This window comes from Agromyces atrinae (assembly GCF_013407835.1).
Classification (GTDB): domain Bacteria; phylum Actinomycetota; class Actinomycetes; order Actinomycetales; family Microbacteriaceae; genus Agromyces; species Agromyces atrinae.
The window spans coordinates 624,796-642,086 of the sequence record NZ_JACCBI010000001.1 but is presented as its reverse complement, the minus strand read 5'-3'; the positions used below and the strand labels follow the sequence as shown (position 1 = coordinate 642,086).

The following is a 17,291-nucleotide window of genomic DNA, read 5'->3' as shown; positions in this document are numbered from 1 at the left end:
CTGATGTGAGCAAGCGAAGCGTGCCTGAGGGCGTCGAACCCGTCATCGAGACCGTCGAAGAGACGGAGGCCCGCCTGAAGCAGGGCAAGGGCACCCCGACTCCCTCCCGTCGCGAGCAAGAGGCCGCGCGCAAGCGCCCCCTCGTTCCGGACGACCGCAAGGAAGCGGCGAAGCAGGCGCGCGCGAAGGCTGCTGCGGCTCGTGATCGAGCTCGTGTCGGTATGGCACAGGGAGACGAGCGCTTCCTCCCGACCCGCGACAAGGGTCCGCAGAAGAAGTTCGTCCGCGACTACGTCGACGCTCGCTTCTCCGTCGGCGAGGTCCTCATCCCGGTCATGTTCGGTGTCATCCTCCTGACACTCCTGCCGAGCGTCGAAGCCCAGATGATCTCGATCCTCGTCCTGTGGGCGTTCTTCGCGATCGCCGTCATCGACTGCATCCTGCTCGGCTTCCGCCTGCAGAAGAAGCTCGCGGCGAAGTACGGCGAATCGCGCGTCGAGCGCGTGCGCTGGTACGCGGCCATGCGCGCTCTGCAGATGCGCCCCATGCGTCTTCCGAAGCCGCAGGTCAAGCGTCGCCAGTTCCCGAGCTAGGTCGTCCCGACCCGACCATCGGCACGATCAGTCGCGCCGGTACGCTCCGCCTCGGATGAGCGGCAGACGCGTCTCTTCGTCGCTCAGCGATCCGTGCTGGCCGACCATGCCGTGCGACTGCACGTTCGGATCCCGTCCGTCGTAGTAGGCGATCCCCGAGCGCGCAGCGATGACGATGTCGCCGATCCTCGGTGCCACCGCGGGATCCACGTCGCCGAAGAGCCCCGCGTCGATCGCCTCGTCGCGCGAGAACACCCACGCGCGGTGGCCCTCGGCGGCGCGCCACGCGTCGAGCAGGGCCGCGCGCCCCGCATCGTCGAGTTCGGGTTCGAGGTAGAGGTACCGGCACCGTGGCTCTCCGCCCACGTGGCGCACACCGACCAGGAGGCCCTGGTCGCGGTCGAGGAACACGTGCTTGTGCGCCGGCACGTCCACGATCCCATGATCGGCCGTGACGATGAGGCCGACGTCGCGGGGCAGGCGGGCGTCGAGGGACGCCAGTTCGGAGTCGAGCGTCTCGAGGGTGGAGGTCCACCGCGATGATTCCCACCCGCTCGCGTGCGCGATCACATCGAGTTCGGCGACGTAGACGTAGATGATCGCGCGGCCGCCGGTCGACGCGAGGCGCTCCGCCTCGGCGAAGCGCTCGGTGAGCGTACCGGCGATGACGTACTCCGCGCCGCGCAGGATGGCGCCGGTGAGCCCGGAGGTCGCATAGCGCGGCAGTCCGACGGCGAACGACGGGAGGCCCCGAGCGGCGGCCCGCTCGAAGACCGTCTCGCTCCGCTGCCACTCCGGGCCGAGCAGTCCGTGATCCCAGCCGTTCAGCTGGTTGACGATCCGGTCGGCCTCGGTGTCGAGCGTCGCGTAGCCGACGAGGCCGTGCTGTCCCGGCGGGGTTCCGGTCGTGAGGCTCGCGATTCCGGCAGCCGTCGTGCTCGGGAAGTGGCCGATCGCGATGTCGCGTCTGCCGAGCCGTGAGGCGAGGAACCGGGCGTGTCCGGCGCGTGACTTGATGTTCGAGGCGCCGAGTCCGTCGACGAGCACGACGATCGCCGCGCGGGCCGGGGGCAGGCCGAGGATGTTGGGTTCGGCCTCGAGGCTCGCGAGGCAACTCGGCAGGACGTCGGCAAGGCGCACGGCCCCGTCGGGGGCCGCCGGTAGCATGGGGGGCATCGCGCTCAGTCTGGCACAGACCGTCTGAGCCTCCCCCGCCGCATCCCGTAGAAGGACCTCCGTGCAGAGAGCGAAATCGCAGCCCGACGACATCGTGGAGAAGATCGAAGACGTCGACGTCGCGTCCGAGATGCAGGGCTCGTTCCTCGAGTACGCCTATTCCGTCATCTACTCGCGCGCTCTCCCCGACGCGCGCGACGGACTGAAGCCCGTGCAGCGCCGAATCCTCTACCAGATGAGCGAGATGGGTCTCCGCCCCGATCGGGGTCACGTGAAGTCGGCTCGTGTCGTCGGCGAAGTGATGGGAAAGCTCCACCCCCACGGCGACACCGCCATCTACGACGCTCTCGTTCGTATGGCTCAGGCCTTCACTCTGCGTGTTCCCTTCATCGACGGACACGGAAACTTCGGCTCACTCGACGACGGTCCCGCCGCGCCCCGCTACACCGAGGCCCGCCTCGCCGCCGCCGCTCTCGCCATGACGGCCGATCTCGACGAAGACGTCGTGGACTTCGTGCCGAACTACGACAATCAGCTCACCCAGCCCGATGTGCTCCCCGCTGCGATACCCGCACTCCTCGTCAACGGCGCGAGCGGCATCGCCGTCGGCATGGCGACGAACATGGCTCCGCACAATCTCATCGAGGTCGTGGCCGCCGCGCGCCATCTCATCGAGAATCCGTCGGCCGAGCTCGACGAACTCATGGAGTTCGTGCCCGGCCCCGACTTCCCCTCGGGCGGAACCATCGTGGGCCTCGCCGGGGTGCGCGATGCGTACGCCAACGGGCGCGGCTCGTTCAAGACGCGCGCACGTGTCTCCGTCGAGTCGATCACGGCCCGCAAGACCGGTCTCGTCGTCACGGAGCTCCCCTACCTCGTCGGGCCCGAGAAGGTCATCGAGAAGATCAAGGACGGCGTCAACGCTAAGAAGATCACCGGCATCTCCGATGTCACCGACCTCACCGACCGCACGAACGGCTTGCGCCTCGTGATCGGGATCAAGACCGGCTTCAACCCCGACGCCGTGCTCGAGCAGCTCTACCGGCTCACACCCCTCGAAGACTCGTTCAACATCAACAACGTCGCCCTCGTCGACGGCCAGCCGCAGACGCTCGGACTCCGCGAACTCCTGCTCGTCTTCATCGGCCACCGCATCCGCGTCGTCACCCGTCGCTCGCAGTATCGACTCGCGCGCCGCCGTGAGCGTCTCCACCTCGTCGAGGGACTGCTCGTCGCGATCCTCGACATCGACGAGGTCATCCAGGTCATCCGCGCGAGCGATGACTCCGAGCAGGCCCGCACGAAGCTGCAGGACGTCTTCGACCTCAGTCAGCTGCAGGCCGAGTACATCCTCGAGCTGCGCCTGCGACGCCTCACGAAGTTCTCCCGCATCGAACTCGAGGCCGAGCGCGACGCGCTCCTCGCCGAGATCGCGACGCTCGAAGAGCTCCTGAGCAGTGAACGGAACATCCGCGCCCTCGTCTCTCGCGAGCTCGGTGAGGTCTCCGAGAAGCACGGCACGCCGCGCCGCACACTCCTGACGGAGGCCCGCGCGACCCCGACGGGAGCGGCCGCCAAGCGCGCCGCCGCCGCAAGCCTCGAACTCGCCGACACCGCGTGCCGAGTGCTGCTCAGCGCGACGGGTCGTGTCGCTCGCGTCGACGCGACCGAGGGCGAGCTCGTCGTCACTCCCCCGGCCCGACGCAGCAAGCACGATGCGATCCTCTCGACGCTCGACACCACGAGCCGGAGCGAGATCGGTGCCGTCACGAGCCGCGGGCGCCTCATCCGGTTCTCGCCGCTCGAGCTTCCCGTGCTGCCCGGCAACTCGGTCCAGCTCGGCGCCGGCGTCCGCGTCCACGACTACCTCGCACTCGCCGACCGTGCCGAGCGCGTGCTCGCGATCGTGTCGCTCACGTCCGAGACTCCGATCGTCGTCGGCACGCGCGACGGCGTGGTCAAGCGGGTCGCGCCGGGCGCCTACCCGAACCGTCCCGACTTCGAGGTCATCGCCCTCAAGGGCTCCGACGAGGTCGTGGGTGCGACGAGCGCCGCGGATGACGACGAGCTGGTCTTCACGACGAGCGATGCCCAGCTCTTGCACTTCTCCGCGTCATCCGTGCGCCCGCAGGGCACGACAGCCGGGGGAATGGCGGGCATCAAGCTCGGCGCGGGCAATCGCGTCATCCACTTCACCGCGCTCACTCCTGCCGAACTCGAGGAGTCGGTCGTCGTGACGATCGCGGCCGGCGCCGACACTCTGCTCGGCACCGAGCCCGGGTCGGGCAAGGTGTCGTCGTTCGCGGAGTTCCCCGGCAAGGGTCGCGCGACCGGCGGCGTCCGTGCGCAGCGCTTCCTCAAGGGCGAGAGCGAACTGGCTCTCGCGTGGGTCGGACCGGCACCGGCGCACGCCGTCGGAATCGACGGAAGCGTTCGCGCTCTCCCCGAAGCCGGAGCGAAGCGCGACGCATCCGGCGTCATCCTGGATGCCGTCGTGGGCGCGGTCGGTCGACGTATCGGCGGTTGAGCCGAAGAACGCCGAAGTTCGCCTGAGTGCGGCCCCTCTGCGACGACGTCAGGCGTCGATGCGCTCGCGGCTGAGGTCCGTCGCCGAGTCGATGATGAACTCCTTGCGGGGAGCGACCTCGTTGCCCATGAGCAGTTCGAAGACACGGCCGGCGTTCTCGGCGTCCGACACTCCGACGCGACGGAGCGTGCGCTGCCGACGGTCCATCGTCGTGGTGGCCAGCTGGTCGGCATCCATCTCGCCGAGTCCCTTGTAGCGCTGGATCGGGTCCTGGTAGCGCTTCCCCTGCTTCCGCAGTGTCGCGAGAACGCCGTGGAGTTCCGCCTCGGAGTACGTGTAGATCGTCTCGTTCGGCTTCGATCCGGGGTTCATGACGACGACGCGATGCAGCGGCGGGACCGCCGCGAACACGCGTCCCTCTTCGATCATCGGGCGCATGTAGCGGAAGAAGAGCGTGAGGAGGAGCGTGCGGATGTGCGCACCGTCGACGTCGGCGTCGCTCATGATGATGACCTTACCGTAGCGCGCTGCCGACAGGTCGAAGCTGCGCCCCGAACCGGCGCCGATCACCTGGATGATCGATGCGCACTCGAGGTTCGAGAGCATGTCGGACACGCTCGCCTTCTGCACGTTGAGGATCTTCCCTCGGATCGGCAGGAGCGCCTGATGCTCGCTGTCGCGCGCGAGCTTGGCCGTGCCGAGGGCGGAATCTCCCTCGACGATGAAGAGTTCACTGTGCTGCACGTCGGACGAGCGGCAGTCGACGAGCTTCGCCGGCAGGGACGAGCTCTCGAGCGCGTTCTTGCGACGCTGGGTCTCTTTGTGCGCTCGCGCCGAAATGCGCGACTTCATCTCGGCGACGACCTTGTCGAGCACAAGCGCGGTCTGTGCCTTGTCGTCGCGCTTCGTCGACGAGAAGCGCTCGGCGAGCGACTTCGCCACGACGTTCGCCACGATCGCGCGCACAGCGGGAGTTCCGAGGACCTCCTTGGTCTGCCCCTCGAACTGCGGCTCGGGCAGGCGAACGGTGAGGACTGCCGTGAGACCGGCGAGCACGTCATCCTTGTCGATCTTGTCGTTGCCGACCTTCAGACGTCGCGCGTTCTGCTCGACCTGGGTGCGGATGAACTTCAGCAGGCCCTGGTCGAAGCCGTTCTGGTGCGTGCCGCCCTTCGGGGTGGCGATGATGTTGACGAAGCTGCGCGTGACGGTCTCGTACCCCGTACCCCAGCGCAGAGCGATGTCGACCTCGCACTCTCGTGTGAGCTCGGTGGGCAGCATCGCGCCGTTCTCGTTGAGGACGGGGACGGTCTCGGTGAACGTGCCCGAACCGGTCAGGCGCCACGTGTCGGTCAGCGGCGAATCGACGGAGAGGTAGTCGACGAACTCCGCGATGCCCCCGTCGTAGCGGAACGAGTGGACCTCGCGTTCCTCGAGACGCTCGTCGGCGATCTCGATGCCGAGACCGGTCACGAGGAAGGCAGTCTGTCGAGCGCGTCCGAGGAGCTCCTCGACCTGGAACTCGGCGCCGCGCGTGAAGATCTGACGGTCGGCCCAGTACCGCACACGCGTTCCCGTGACGCCCTTGGCGACCTTGCCGACGACGCGCAGCGTGCTCGACTTCTCGAACGGGGTGAACGGAGCATCAGGGCTCGGCGCGCCCGTGTCGGCGAACGTCCCGGGCTCACCACGGTGGAACGACATCGTGTACGTCTTGCCGTCGCGATCGACCTCGACGTCGAGCCGCTCCGACAGCGCGTTGACGACCGAGGCTCCCACGCCGTGGAGACCGCCGGACGACGCGTACGATCCGGATCCGAACTTGCCGCCCGCGTGGAGCTTGGTGAACACGACCTCGACACCGGTGAGACCCGTCTTCGGCTCGACATCGACGGGGATGCCGCGCGCGGTGTCACGCACCTCGACACTGCCATCGGGGTGGAGCACGACGTCGATGCGGTCACCGTGTCCGGCGAGGGCCTCGTCGACCGAGTTGTCGATGATCTCCCAGAGGCAGTGCATGAGACCGCGGGCATCGGTCGAACCGATGTACATTCCCGGTCGTTTGCGCACAGCCTCGAGACCCTCAAGGACGGAGAGGTGGCGTGCGGAGTAGTCGGAGTTCACGATTGACGAGCCTAGTTCGCGCCCCCGCGCGTGAGGCGCACCGACACCCGACCGCCGCCGATCGACTACGCGCACAGCGAAATGCCCCGAGATGTGGCATAGGGTCAACGGTCCACGTGTTTACATTGATGAACCCGAAATCCCGGGACGCACGACGGAGGAGGCACCATGACTCAGTTCACCAGCACGAACGGTTCCGTCGACGAACTCGAGACCCCGCACGAACTCACTGCGCTCGACCGCTGCGACAGCTGCGGAGCACAGGCGTACATCCGGGTCGTCGTCAACAGCGGCGAACTTCTCTTCTGCGCTCACCACGGGCGCAAGTACCAGGAGAAGCTCTCGCAGATCGCCCACAGCTGGCACGACGAGTCGGCTCGGCTTCTCGGAGACTCGAAGCCGTAGACCCGATTCAGTCTTCGGGAAGAGACAGGGAACGCAGAACAGCGTTCCGCGCTCCCTTCGCGAAGTCGTCGACTTTCACCGCGGCCGAGCCGACCTGGTACTCGATACCTCGTCGCTCGGCCGCTGTCGTCAGCATCTGATCAGCGAGCGTCGGGTTCTTCGCGAGCACCGGTCCGTGCAGGTGCGTGCCGATCACGGTTCCCGTGACGACGCCTTCCTGGGCGGATCCGCGGCCGTTGCCCGCGCCGGCGACGACACGGCCAAGCGGTGATGCCTCGGCGCCGACGTAGTCGCGCTCGTGGTTCTCGAACCCGACGAGTCGGGCACCCTTGCGCGTGATGACGAGATCACCGGTGACACGCCCCTCGACGCGGGGAACGGCTCGACCGGGCAGCACGCCCAGGCCCTCGAGCTGCTCGCCCGAGGCGAACTCGATACCCCAGCTGAGGAGCTCCCAGCCGGTTCCGACGGCGAGCACACCCACTCGATCGGTACCCCAGCGGCGCAACTCGTCGAGCATGTCGAACAGTCGCAGTCGCGCCTCCCCGAGACTCGCGTCGCTTCCCGATCCGATGACGACGAGGTCGGGTTCGCTCGGAAGCTCGGCCGCGCGCTCGACGGTACTGACGCGAGCGTCGATCCCCGCCCACTCCGCACGGCGCAGGAGCACGCGCGCGTTCTCCGCGTCACCGTTGGTGTTGAGCAGCGACGGGAGCAGCGAAACGATCTCGAGGGTCATGCGGTCTCCGTCATTCCGAGGTGGGCGCGTGCACGCCGCATCGAGTCGGCGGTGAAGACGATCGTCTTCACTCCGACCTCGGGGGTCGGTAGAGCGAGGAAGTCGTCGATCGCGCGGTGGAGATCGTGCTCGATCCGATCGACCGCTACTCCCCCGTACACGAGGTGGAGAGCGGCTTCGTCGGCCTTCGATCCGCTCACGATCGCCACGCGTCCGAGGCTCGACGGATCCACGGGCCAGAAGTACGACGGATCGCGCACATCGGAGCCCATGGCGAAGAGGATGGGGCTCGTGCCGGGTGCGATGCTGTCGACGTTCAGTTGGAAGCTCGCCGGGTTCTGCACGAGCACGAACTCGACGAGCTGACCGCGAACGGTCGTCCGCTCACCGCGGCCGAAGACGGCGGGGATGTCGGTGAGGGCCTTCGCCGCGATCTCCGAGGAGAACCGCTCGCCGAGCACGGCCTCCGCCGTCGCATAGGCTGCAGCGGCGTCGACCGCGTAGTGGATGCCTCGGGCTGGGAGCCCGACGACGATCTCGTCGCCGCGCGATGTGAGGACCGTCGAACGATCGACGACCGACTCGACGCGCACTCCCTCGCCCGGCGTGAGGCGAGCGTCGGTTGTCTGCGTGTACCCGAGTCCGCGGGGCGCACTCGCGAGCACCTCGGCGGAGACACCGAACCGATGCACGGCGATGCCGTCGACCACACGATCGGCGAGGGTCTCGAGATACGCGTCGTCCGCGTTGATCACGACGGATTCACGAGCTCGGCCGGCGATGCGGCCGAGCATGCCGGCGACCATCTCGGAGTCGTGGAACCGGTCGATCTGGTCGACCATGATGTTCGTGAGAGTCACCGTACGTGCGTCGATCCCTCGCATGACGAGCGCACCGTGCCCCTCGTCCATCTCGAGCACGCCGATGTCGCCGGGCACGCGGCCCCGCCAATCCGATTGCTCGAGCAGCGCCGAGGTCAGCCCCTGACTGATGTTCGCGGTCGACGGGTTCGTGAAGACCGAGAGGCCGTGGGCACGCAGAACGGCCACGAGCATCTTCGTCGTCGTCGACTTACCGCTCGATCCCGAGACGATGAGGAGCCCGTCTCGGAACCCTCCGAGGGTCGCCGGAAGGTACCCCGGTGCGATCCGATTGACCACGAGGCCGGGCACCGCCGAACCGCCGCCCGGCTTTCGCAGGCGCGCGAGGACGCGCACCACTCGGCCGACGGCGACCGCCGGAGCGTACCGCACTGCTCTCCTACTCGAGGTAGTCGCGCAGCGACTGCGACCGCGACGGGTGGCGGAGCTTCGCCATCGTCTTCGACTCGATCTGGCGGATGCGCTCACGCGTCACGCCGAACGTGTCACCGATCTGGTCGAGCGTCTTCGGCATGCCGTCCCCGAGACCGAAGCGCATGCGGATGACACCCGCCTCACGCTCCGACAGCGAGTCGAGCAGACTCTCGAGCTGCTTCTGCAGCATCGTGAAGCCGACGGCGTCGGCGGGGACGACGGCCTCGGTGTCCTCGATGAGGTCGCCGAACTCGCTGTCGCCGTCTTCACCGAGTGGCGTGTGCAACGAGATGGGCTCGCGACCGTACTTCTGGACCTCGATGACCTTCTCAGGAGTCATGTCGAGCTCACGGCTCAGCTCTTCAGGCGTGGGTTCGCGGCCCAGGTCCTGGAGCATCTGGCGCTGCACGCGAGCGAGCTTGTTGATGACCTCGACCATGTGCACGGGGATGCGGATCGTGCGGGCCTGGTCGGCCATCGCGCGCGTGATCGCCTGACGGATCCACCACGTGGCGTAGGTCGAGAACTTGAAGCCCTTCGTGTAGTCGAACTTCTCGACTGCACGGATGAGACCCAGGTTTCCCTCCTGGATGAGGTCGAGGAACTGCATGCCGCGACCCGTGTAGCGCTTCGCGAGCGACACGACGAGACGGAGGTTGGCTCCGAGGAGGTGCGACTTGGCACGCTGGCCGTCGCGCGCGACCCACTGGAGCTCGCGGCCGAGCTGCGAGCGCTTCTCGGCGTCAGCCATGTGCGCCAGCTTCTCTTCGGCGAAGAGACCCGCCTCGATGCGCATGGCGAGCTCGACCTCTTCGGCCGCGTTCAGGAGCGCGACCTTTCCGATCTGCTTCAGGTAGTCCTTGACGGGGTCGGCCGTGGCGCCGGTGATCTGAGCCGAGTAGACGGGGACTTCGTCTTCGTCGTCGACGGCACGCAGAACGATCGCGCCGGTCGGGTGCGGTTCTACGGGGATCGCGGGCTTCGCCTCGTCGTCGTCGGAGTCGTCCGTCGAGTCGTCGGTGCCGACCTCGACGTCGACGACAACGGTCGGCTCGTCGGAGTCGCCCTCGTCGTCGTCTTCACCCTCGGGCGACTCGTCGGACGAAGCGGTCTTCTTCGCCGCACGAGCGCGCGTCGGCTTCGTCTCGGTCGCGGGCTTGCCTTCGGACGCCGCCGGCTTCCGCGCGGGCGCCTTCTTCGCCGCCGGCTTCTTTGCCGGGGCCTTCGTCGCTGCAACGGTCTCGGGCTCGGCGGCCTCAGACGTCGGTGCGGCGGATTTAGTGGTGGCAGTCGCCATTCGAAAACCTCTCAACGCTGCAGTCTCGGGATGATGCAGCTTCGCCGGAATCGATCCGGCCAGTGGTAAAAGTGACATTACGAAGACCCATGTCAAGTCCGCGGAGATCTGGCTGCGAAAGTCGCTGCCACGCGGACGTGAACGGGTCCTGCTTCAATTATAACCCGTGACGGCGACGCTCGTCGCCCGGTGAGCCGCTTCAGCGGCCGTTGCGGCCCTTCCAGGCCCTGACAACTGCAACCCACAGGGGCGCCACGGCTATTCCCTCCTGCTCGAGAACAGCCGCCCGTGTGCGCCGTCGAGCGATGAGGAGTCCGACGACGCCCGCGCCCACGACCACGAACTGCACCGACAGCGCGACACGGAACGAGTCGAGCGCATACAGATTGCTCTCGAGACCGGTCGCCACCCGGGCGTGGTCGAGCGCGTCGAGGATGATTCCGACGAGCAGCATGATGAGGAAGCTCGCGGAGAAACCGCCGACGTTCACGATGCCGTTCGCCGACCCGAGACTGCGGGCGGGATTGAACGTGCGCGCGTAGTCGAATCCGATCATCGAGCCCGGACCGCCCACGCCGATGACGATGATGAGGGCGGCGAGGAGCCACGTCGGAGGCACGCCCGGCCAGAGGAGCACGACGGCCCACGCGACGCCCATCGCCGCGACGATGCCGAGCACGACATTGCTCCGGCGGTTGGGGTAGCGAGCGGTGAGCACGCCGAGCACGGGGCCGATGACGAGCCCCGACCCGGTCAGCAGGACGAGCAGCCACGCCGCCACCTGCTCCGAGAGGCCGACCGCGTAGACGAGGAAGGGGAATCCCCAGAACAGGGCGAAGACGGTGCCCGACGACTGGGTGACGAAGTGAGCCCAGAAGCCGAGGCGCGTTCCCGGGCGCTTCAGGGCGCGGCCCAGCTCCCTCATCGCGTCGCGCCACGAGACATCCGCCCGTTCGTCCGGCGCCCCGCGGGGGTGGTCGGCGACGACGAAGAAAACGAGCGCGAAGGCGAGCAGAGCGAGCGAGGCGGCCGAGAGGAACGCGGCGCTCCAGCCGAACTCACGAAGGACGAACGCGAGCGGCACCGCGGACAGCAGTTGACCGAGCTGCCCGGTGTTACCGACCCATTGCGAGAGCTGGGGCACGATCCGACCGCTGAACCACGAGGCGACCAGGCGCATCATCGAGACGAAGATCGTCGCATCGCCCGCGCCGACGAGCACCCGGCCCGCGATCGCCCAGCCGATCTCCGTCGACAGAGCGAGAGTCGTCTGCCCGACGATCATCACGAAGAGCCCCGAGAGCATGAGCACGCGAGGCCCCAGGCGGTCGATCAGCACGCCGACGGGAATCTGCATGCCCGCGTAGACCGCCAGCTGCACGACGGCGAGCGTCGACAGGAGGGCTGCCGAGACCTGGAACCGATCGGCTGCCGCGACCCCGGCGACCCCGAGGGATGTCCGTTGCAGGACCGCGATCACATAGGCGAAGGCGGCAACAGCGATGACGACGCGGGCGCGCCTACTGTTCACGAGGCGAGCGGGGGCTCGTCATCGCTCCCGCGTCGGAAGGCCAGGAACTTCTCGAGCTCGGCCGCGATCTCGTCGGCGGACGGCAGCTCGCCGTCCTCGTCCGTCAACGGAGAACGCAGCGTCGTGCCCTCCATATAGGCGTCGTGCCGCTCCTCGAGTGTTCCGACGAGCTTCGCGAGCTCGCCGTTCTCCGCGACCTGATCGTCGATGCGTGCGAGGAACTCACGCCCCTGAGCGCGGAGCTCGTCGGTCGGGAAGATGAGCCCCGTCGAGGCGCTGATGCTCTCGAGTGCCGCGACGGCTGCCGCCGGGTACTCGGTGTCGGCGAGGTAGTGCGGAATGAGGAGCACGAAGCCCACCGTCGGGTGGTCGAGCGACTGGAGCCGGTACTCGATGAGGTGCAGTGCGTTCGAGGGCACCTGCGTGTGCGGACGCCAGACCGACATGGAGTCGATCAGGTCGCTGCGGTTGCCGCTCACGGTCACGCCGATCGGGCGCGTGTGCGGCACCGGCATGGGGATCGAATGGACCCACGTCGTCGATGCGACACCGAGCGACTCGACGAGACCGATGACGGCGGCCGAGAAGCGATTCCACTGGAAGTCGGGCTCGAACCCCGAGAGGAGGAGGAACGGCCGCCCGAGTTCGTCGCGCGCGAGGTCGAGGCTCAGGCGAGCGGGTTCGTAACCCGTCAGGTGGTCCTGGTCGAAGTAGATGATCGGTCGACGCGCTCGGTAGTCGAGCAGTTCGTCGGGATCGAACTGGGCGACGACCTCGGTGTCGAGCGTGTCCAGCAGATAGCTGGAGAACTGGGAGACGGCGCCCCCGGCATCCGCAAAGCCCGTAAGTGCCGCGACGAGATGCAGTCCGGTCGGCACCACGACGTCGGAGTTGAGGTCGTAGAGGCCCCGAGGATCACGCATTCCCCCATCGTACCGACGGGGGAAGGCCCCCCGACCGAGCGCGGCAAGCTCTGAGCGAACACGACCAGACATGCGCTCGTCGCACCCGTGTGCTGGCCTGAGTCAATTCGTGCAGGTAGTAAGGTCGTAGGGGCGAGAAACGCTCGCCGAAGACCGCGTGCCTGCGGGTCACCATCCGCTAGGGCACGGTGCGTCGCATATCTATGCGCGAGGGAGATAACCGAGTGTCAGAGCAGAACTTCGACATCGTCGTTCTCGGCGGCGGAAGCGGTGGCTATGCAGCCGCGCTGCGCGCCGTCCAGTTGGGCTTCACCGTCGGACTCGTCGAGAAGGACAAGCTCGGCGGAACGTGTCTGCACCGGGGTTGCATCCCGACGAAGGCCCTCCTCCACTCCGCCGAGGTCGCCGACGTGGCCCGCGAGTCGGAGAAGTACGGCGTCAACGCCACGTTCGAGGGAATCGACATCTCGGCTGTGACCTCGTACCGCGAGGGCATCGTCTCGAGCAAGTGGAAGGGCCTCCAGGGCCTGATCAAGGCTCGCGGCATCACCGTCATCGAGGGCGCAGGCAAGCTCGTCTCCCCCACCACGGTCCAGGTCGGCGACGACCGCATCGTGGGCAAGCACGTCATCCTCGCGACCGGGTCGTACTCGCGTTCGCTCCCCGGCCTCGAGATCGGCGGCCGCGTCATCACGAGCGAGCAGGCACTCGAGCTCGACTTCGTGCCGAACAAGGTCGCCATCCTCGGCGGCGGCGTCATCGGCGTCGAGTTCGCGAGCGTCTGGAAGTCGTTCGGTGCCGACGTCACCATCATCGAAGCGCTCCCCCACCTCGTCCCCAACGAGGAGGAGTCGATCTCCAAGCAGTTCGAGCGTGCGTTCCGCAAGCGCGGCATCGAGTTCTCGCTCGGCGTTCGATTCCAGGGCGTGACCCAGAACGAGTCCGGTGTCGTCGTCACCCTCGAAGACGGAAAGACGATCGAGGCCGACCTGCTCCTCGTCGCCGTCGGTCGTGGCCCCTCGACGTCGGGCCTCGGCTACGACGAGGTCGGCATCACGCTCGACCGCGGATTCGTCATCACCGACGAGCGCCTCGCGACCAACATCCCCGGCGTCTACGCCGTCGGCGACATCGTCCCCGGCCTGCAGCTCGCGCACCGCAGCTTCCAGCAGGGAATCTTCGTCGCGGAAGAGATCGCCGGTCTCAACCCGATCGTCGTCGAAGACGCCAACATCCCCAAGGTCACCTACAGCGACCCCGAGGTCGCCTCCGTCGGTCTCACGACGGCGAAGGCCGCCGAGAAGTACGGCGCCGACGCGATCTCGACCTACGACTTCAACCTCGCGGGCAACGGCAAGAGCCACATCATCGGAACCGCAGGCTCCATCAAGGTGGTCCGCGTGAACGACGGCCCCGTGCTCGGCGTCCACATGATCGGTGCACGCGTCGGTGAGCTCATCGGCGAAGCCCAGCTCGCTGTGAACTGGGAGGCGTACCCCGAAGACATCGCGCCGTTCATCCACGCGCACCCCACCCAGAACGAGGCTCTCGGCGAGGCATTCCTCATGCTCGCCGGCAAGCCGCTCCACGCGATCTGATCCGCCGGCCCGCCGGCACCGACTAATAAGCTAAGAAGCGTCACACGCTGTGAAGGAGACAATCGCATGAGCGAATCCGTCAGCCTCCCGGCACTCGGAGAGAGTGTCACGGAAGGCACGGTCACCCGCTGGCTGAAGAACGTGGGCGACCGCGTCGAGGTCGACGAGCCCCTGCTCGAGGTATCGACCGACAAGGTCGACACCGAGATCCCCTCGCCGGTCGCCGGCGTCATCGAGGCGATCCTCGTCCAGGAGGACGAGACCGTCGAGGTGGGAACCGCCCTCGTCACGATCGGCGACGGCAGCGGATCCGCTGACGCCCCCGCAGAGGAGGCACCGGCAGCTCCCGCCGAGGCACCGGCTGAAGCACCTGCTGCTGAGGCTCCCGCCGCTGAGACACCCGCCGCGCCCGAGCCCGAGGCGCCGGCCGCACCCGCTGCTCCGGCTCCTGTCGCACCGGCGCCCGCCGCGGCACCGGCACCGGCCGCTGCTCCCCCGGCCGCCGCGCCGGCACCCGCCGCTCCGGCTGCCGCACCGGCACCGGCTGCCGCTCCGGCTGCCGCACCGGCACCGGCTGCTGCACCGGCGCCCGCCGCTGCTGCCGCACCCGCACCGGCCGCAACGGGTTCGCACGCTGCTACGAGCGGATACGTCACTCCGATCGTGCGCAAGCTCGCCAACGAGCAGGGCGTCGATCTGGCCAACGTCACCGGCACCGGCGTCGGCGGACGCATCCGCAAGCAGGACGTGCTCGCAGCCCAGTCGGGTTCGTCGGCTCCGGCCCGCGAAGCCGCACCGATCTCGCCTCTGCGTGGCACGACCGTCGCCATGACGCGTCTTCGCAAGGTCGTCGCCGAGCGCGCTGTGGCGTCGATGCAGTCGACGGCTCAGCTCACCACGGTCGTCGAGGTCGACGTGACTCGCGTCGCTCGCCTCCGTGACAAGGTCAAGGGCGAATTCCTCCAGAAGACCGGCAACAAGTTGTCCTTCCTGCCGTTCTTCGGTCTCGCTGCGGCTGAGGCGCTCAAGGCGTACCCGATCATCAACTCGACCGTCGACGGCGACTCGATCGTCTACCCCGAGAGCGAGAACATCTCGATCGCGGTCGACACCGAGCGCGGTCTCCTCACACCGGTGATCCGCAACGCGGGCGACCTCGACATCGCGGGCTTCGCCGCCCAGATCGCCGACCTCGCCGCTCGCACGCGCGACAACAAGCTGAAGCCCGACGAGCTCGCCGGCGGCACCTTCACGCTCACCAACACGGGCTCGCGCGGCGCGCTGTTCGACACGCCCGTCGTGTTCCTGCCGCAGAGCGCGATCCTCGGCACCGGTGTCGTCGTCAAGAAGCCCGTCGTCGTGAGCGAAGACGGATTCGACTCGATCGGTATTCGTTCGACGGTCTACCTGGCCCTCTCGTACGACCACCGCATCATCGACGGTGCGGATGCCGCTCGCTTCCTCACCACGATCAAGGCTCGCCTCGAAGAGGGCGACTTCGAGGGCGACCTCGGTCTCTGATCACTCCGCGAAGATCTCTCGCAGACGCCAACCGGCCTCGCCCCTCACGATGAGGGCCGAGGCCGGTTCGCTGTCTCCCGGCAGAGCATCGATCGACAGGAGCACGGCTTCGCCCATGGTTCCCGTGACCCGGATCTCCGCCTCCCACGTGCGAGGCAACTCGTCGATCTGTTCACCGTTCTGAGCGGCGATGATCGCTCGGCGATCCGCGTCGAGAATGGCCGATCCCGGCTGCTCGATCGCCTCGAGGCAGCTCACCGATAGTTCCGCCCTGCACTCGGCGCGACGCTCGAGAAGCCCGCGGAGTGCGGTGACGGCGTCGTCGGTGGCCTTCTCAGCGATCTCCGTACCGCGCGCGCCGGCGCTCGTCTGCTGCGGCTTCGGCGCTTCCGATGGCTCGGTGACGACGCTCGACGACTCGCTCGCGGCATCCACCGCGGGCGAGCTCGGAGGCACCACGGTGAGGAGCACGACGGAGCTCGCCGCCGCGATGCATGCGCCGACGATCACGACGGGTCGGCGCGCTGCGAGCAGGCGACTCAGTCGTGTTCGAGCCGCAGCGACCCATGACGTCTCGAGGAGCGCCGCGATCGTCTCGAGCAGATCGTCCGGAACGACGGACCGCGCTCGCGCCGTCGGTGCGATCGTCGCTGCCGATTTCGTCGACCGTCGCGTGACCGGAACAGGCTCAGGGTGCACCACCGGATTCAGATCGACCGCGGCGGGCGACGCGATGTCGAACACGACCCGCTCCAGTTCGGCGAGGCACGCGACGAACGGCCGCGTGGCGATCCGCTCGCGTAGCCATTCCGCCGGTGCGACGGCGCCGGGTGCGCGCTCGATGCCCGCCCAGACGCCGTCGAGCAGTTCGGCGAGATGCTCATGGTCGGCGCGAACGGCGCCGAGATCGCTCGTGCCGTCGGGCAGCGCGTGCCGGACGACGGCACCCGCGCCCACGAACGCCGGTCGGCCGTCGGCGGAGAACTGCACCGCCGACGAACGCATCCGACCGTAGACGAAGCCGACGGCGTGGAGGGCGGCGACGGCTTGGACGAGCGAGGCGGAGACCGTTACGGCTTCGTTCACGGAGAGCCTCCTCTGGTGGAGGATCGACGCGAGAGACGGCCCGCCGAAGACCTCCTGCACCACGCACAGGCGGCCGTCCGGCATGCTGCTGAGGTCGATGAGGCGCGGCCATCCTCGACCGTCGACACGATCGAGGGCTTCGAGTTCGAGGGCCGTCACGTCGTCGTCCGCCCTGCGATACACCCGCACAGCGACGGGCTCCTCATCGGGAGCATCATCTCGCCGTGCCAGGTACACCTCGACCCGCCCTCCCGCGCCGAGCCGCCTGACGACGCGATAGCCGGCGATCGTCGCCGGCACGGGGCCACCCGCCGATGCATCCGTGTCGCGCCCGCCCCTGTCATCCACTCGTCGTCTGCCCACGTCGGACAGCCTCACAGCGTGCCGCAGCGTCCACCGCTCGGGCGGTGACGATCTGTGCACGTGAACGGTTACGCCTGCGCTGTGGAGGACGAGACGAGGCTCCTAGACTG

13 protein-coding genes are annotated in these 17,291 nt (G+C 67.9%); 5 read left to right on the top strand and 8 right to left on the bottom strand.

Annotated elements, in window-relative coordinates; all coding sequences use genetic code 11:
• The first annotated feature begins 5 nt into the window (after positions 1 to 5).
• A complete protein-coding gene (locus BJ972_RS03130; RefSeq protein WP_242351081.1) occupies positions 6 to 593 on the top strand; it encodes a DUF3043 domain-containing protein in 588 nt (195 codons plus the stop codon).
• 27 nt (positions 594 to 620) lie between these two features.
• On the opposite strand, the gene BJ972_RS03125 is transcribed toward BJ972_RS03130, so the two are convergent.
• Complete coding sequence (locus tag BJ972_RS03125; RefSeq protein ID WP_206736500.1) at positions 621 to 1,769, bottom strand: alkaline phosphatase family protein; 1,149 nt, start codon at positions 1,767 to 1,769, stop codon at positions 621 to 623.
• A gap of 61 nt (positions 1,770 to 1,830) precedes the next feature.
• Between BJ972_RS03125 and BJ972_RS03120 the strand changes: the two genes are divergently transcribed.
• Positions 1,831 to 4,296, top strand: a complete 2,466-nt coding sequence (locus tag BJ972_RS03120; protein ID WP_241830776.1) for a DNA gyrase/topoisomerase IV subunit A — start codon at positions 1,831 to 1,833, stop codon at positions 4,294 to 4,296.
• Positions 4,297 to 4,344: 48 nt separating this feature from the next.
• Here BJ972_RS03120 and BJ972_RS03115 read toward each other — a convergent pair whose 3' ends face one another.
• The gene (locus BJ972_RS03115) at positions 4,345 to 6,426 is read right to left on the bottom strand and encodes a DNA gyrase/topoisomerase IV subunit B (RefSeq protein WP_129174702.1); all 2,082 of its coding nucleotides are present in this window, start codon (positions 6,424 to 6,426) and stop codon (positions 4,345 to 4,347) included.
• Between the two features lie 165 nt (positions 6,427 to 6,591).
• Here BJ972_RS03115 and BJ972_RS03110 point away from each other — a divergent pair, with 165 nt between their 5' ends.
• Positions 6,592 to 6,828: a DUF7455 domain-containing protein gene (locus tag BJ972_RS03110; RefSeq protein WP_129174095.1), complete on the top strand. Its 237-nt coding sequence runs from the start codon at positions 6,592 to 6,594 to the stop codon at positions 6,826 to 6,828.
• Between the two features lie 7 nt (positions 6,829 to 6,835).
• On the opposite strand, the gene BJ972_RS03105 is transcribed toward BJ972_RS03110, so the two are convergent.
• The 5 genes from BJ972_RS03105 to BJ972_RS03085 all read right to left on the bottom strand — a co-directional run bounded on the left by BJ972_RS03105 (position 6,836) and on the right by BJ972_RS03085 (position 12,613).
• Positions 6,836 to 7,567, bottom strand: coding sequence for a type 1 glutamine amidotransferase (locus BJ972_RS03105; protein WP_129174093.1), 732 nt, complete (start codon positions 7,565 to 7,567; stop codon positions 6,836 to 6,838).
• Positions 7,564 to 8,820 carry a MurT ligase domain-containing protein gene (locus BJ972_RS03100; protein ID WP_129174091.1) on the bottom strand — a complete coding sequence of 419 codons (1,257 nt, stop codon included), beginning with the start codon at positions 8,818 to 8,820 and terminating at the stop codon, positions 7,564 to 7,566. The genes BJ972_RS03105 and BJ972_RS03100 overlap by 4 nt, the downstream gene beginning before the upstream one ends.
• A 7-nt stretch (positions 8,821 to 8,827) precedes the next feature.
• Entirely contained in the window at positions 8,828 to 10,159 is a 1,332-nt protein-coding gene (locus BJ972_RS03095) for an RNA polymerase sigma factor (RefSeq protein WP_129174089.1), read from the bottom strand.
• Positions 10,160 to 10,358: 199 nt separating this feature from the next.
• On the bottom strand, positions 10,359 to 11,690 hold the full coding sequence (locus BJ972_RS03090) for an MFS transporter (RefSeq protein WP_129174087.1): 1,332 nt from the start codon (positions 11,688 to 11,690) through the stop codon (positions 10,359 to 10,361).
• On the bottom strand, positions 11,687 to 12,613 hold the full coding sequence (locus tag BJ972_RS03085) for a proteasome assembly chaperone family protein (RefSeq protein ID WP_129174085.1): 927 nt from the start codon (positions 12,611 to 12,613) through the stop codon (positions 11,687 to 11,689). Before BJ972_RS03085 ends, BJ972_RS03090 begins: the two co-directional genes overlap by 4 nt.
• 224 nt (positions 12,614 to 12,837) lie before the next feature.
• Between BJ972_RS03085 and lpdA the strand changes: the two genes are divergently transcribed.
• Both lpdA and sucB read left to right on the top strand, forming a co-directional pair.
• Entirely contained in the window at positions 12,838 to 14,211 is a 1,374-nt protein-coding gene (gene lpdA / locus BJ972_RS03080; protein WP_129174083.1) for a dihydrolipoyl dehydrogenase, read from the top strand.
• Positions 14,212 to 14,277: 66 nt separating this feature from the next.
• Positions 14,278 to 15,732: a 2-oxoglutarate dehydrogenase, E2 component, dihydrolipoamide succinyltransferase gene (gene sucB / locus BJ972_RS03075; RefSeq protein ID WP_179419913.1), complete on the top strand. Its 1,455-nt coding sequence runs from the start codon at positions 14,278 to 14,280 to the stop codon at positions 15,730 to 15,732.
• Here the strand turns inward: sucB and BJ972_RS03070 are convergent, their stop codons facing one another.
• Positions 15,733 to 17,181: a serine/threonine-protein kinase gene (locus BJ972_RS03070; RefSeq protein ID WP_129175318.1), complete on the bottom strand. Its 1,449-nt coding sequence runs from the start codon at positions 17,179 to 17,181 to the stop codon at positions 15,733 to 15,735.
• Positions 17,182 to 17,291: the final 110 nt, after the last annotated feature.